This window comes from Bacillus sp. LQ01 (assembly GCF_057624735.1).
Window position 1 is genome coordinate 1 of sequence record NZ_JBYEZL010000022.1, and the last position, 1,257, is coordinate 1,257.

Consider the following 1,257-nt stretch of genomic DNA (forward strand, 5'->3'; position numbering starts at 1 on the left):
ATTTCCCATAGCGTAAGCTAGTAAGATCCCTGAAAGATGATCAGGTTGATAGGTTCGAGGTGGAAGCATGGTGACATGTGGAGCTGACGAATACTAATAGATCGAGGACTTAACCATATAATATGAAGCAATGTTATCTAGTTTTGAAAGAATATAAAAAACTTGTTGACTTTAAAAGTTAAATGAGTTACAATGATTCTTGTCTTAAATGAATACAGTCTGGTAATGATGGCAGAGAGGCCACACCCGTTCCCATACCGAACACGGAAGTTAAGCTCTCTAGCGCCGATGGTAGTTGGGACCTTGTCCCTGTGAGAGTAGGACGTTGCCAGGCAATCCGGAGGATTAGCTCAGCTGGGAGAGCACCTGCCTTACAAGCAGGGGGTCGGCGGTTCGATCCCGTCATCCTCCACCATTTAGCCGACTTAGCTCAATTGGTAGAGCAACTGACTTGTAATCAGTAGGTTGGGGGTTCAAGTCCTCTAGTCGGCACCAGTTTTTATTGTAAGAGCCATTAGCTCAGTTGGTAGAGCATCTGACTTTTAATCAGAGGGTCGAAGGTTCGAGTCCTTCATGGCTCACCATTTTAATTAATATGCGGGTGTGGCGGAATTGGCAGACGCACTAGACTTAGGATCTAGCGCCTTTGGCGTGGGGGTTCGACTCCCTTCACCCGCACTTTTAATAAAATATCTCAAACATGTCTTGCGGAAGTAGTTCAGTGGTAGAATACAACCTTGCCAAGGTTGGGGTCGCGGGTTCGAATCCCGTCTTCCGCTCCAATTTTCAATATGACATGCCGGGGTGGCGGAACAGGCAGACGCACAGGACTTAAAATCCTGCGGTGGGTGACCACCGTGCGGGTTCGACCCCCGCCCTCGGCACCATATGCGCCCGTAGCTCAATTGGATAGAGCGTTTGACTACGGATCAAGAGGTTAGGGGTTCGACTCCTCTCGGGCGCGTTTTCTTTCGGGAAGTGGCTCAGCTTGGTAGAGCACCTGGTTTGGGACCAGGGGGTCGCAGGTTCAAATCCTGTCTTCCCGATACTTGTTTGGGGCCTTAGCTCAGCTGGGAGAGCGCCTGCCTTGCACGCAGGAGGTCAGCGGTTCGATCCCGCTAGGCTCCACCATTAGTTCTTTGAAAACTGAACGAAACAAACAACGTGAAACGTCAATTTTTATTTTAGATGCTAGACAAACTAACTTTATTGGAGAGTTTGATCCTGGCTCAGGATGAACGCTGGCGGCGTGCCTAA

At 49.1% G+C, this 1,257-nt stretch carries 9 tRNA genes and 2 rRNA genes; all 11 read left to right on the forward strand.

Annotated elements, in window-relative coordinates:
- Positions 1–117 (forward strand): 23S ribosomal RNA (locus AC22L0_RS29195); the annotation flags it as partial.
- Positions 118–218: 101 nt separating this feature from the next.
- Positions 219–334 (forward strand): 5S ribosomal RNA (gene rrf / locus AC22L0_RS29200).
- A 5-nt stretch (positions 335–339) separates the two neighbouring features.
- Positions 340–415 (forward strand) — tRNA-Val (locus AC22L0_RS29205).
- 4 nt (positions 416–419) lie between these two features.
- Positions 420–495: transfer RNA gene (locus tag AC22L0_RS29210), tRNA-Thr, on the forward strand.
- A gap of 13 nt (positions 496–508) precedes the next feature.
- Positions 509–584, forward strand: a tRNA-Lys gene (locus tag AC22L0_RS29215).
- Between the two features lie 13 nt (positions 585–597).
- Positions 598–678 (forward strand) — tRNA-Leu (locus tag AC22L0_RS29220).
- A 29-nt stretch (positions 679–707) separates the two neighbouring features.
- Positions 708–782 (forward strand) — tRNA-Gly (locus AC22L0_RS29225).
- A gap of 16 nt (positions 783–798) precedes the next feature.
- Positions 799–887 (forward strand) — tRNA-Leu (locus AC22L0_RS29230).
- Positions 888–890: 3 nt separating this feature from the next.
- Positions 891–964: transfer RNA gene (locus tag AC22L0_RS29235), tRNA-Arg, on the forward strand.
- Positions 965–972: 8 nt separating this feature from the next.
- A tRNA-Pro gene (locus AC22L0_RS29240) sits at positions 973–1,046 on the forward strand.
- A 9-nt stretch (positions 1,047–1,055) separates the two neighbouring features.
- Positions 1,056–1,131 (forward strand) — tRNA-Ala (locus AC22L0_RS29245).
- Positions 1,132–1,257 lie beyond the last annotated feature (126 nt).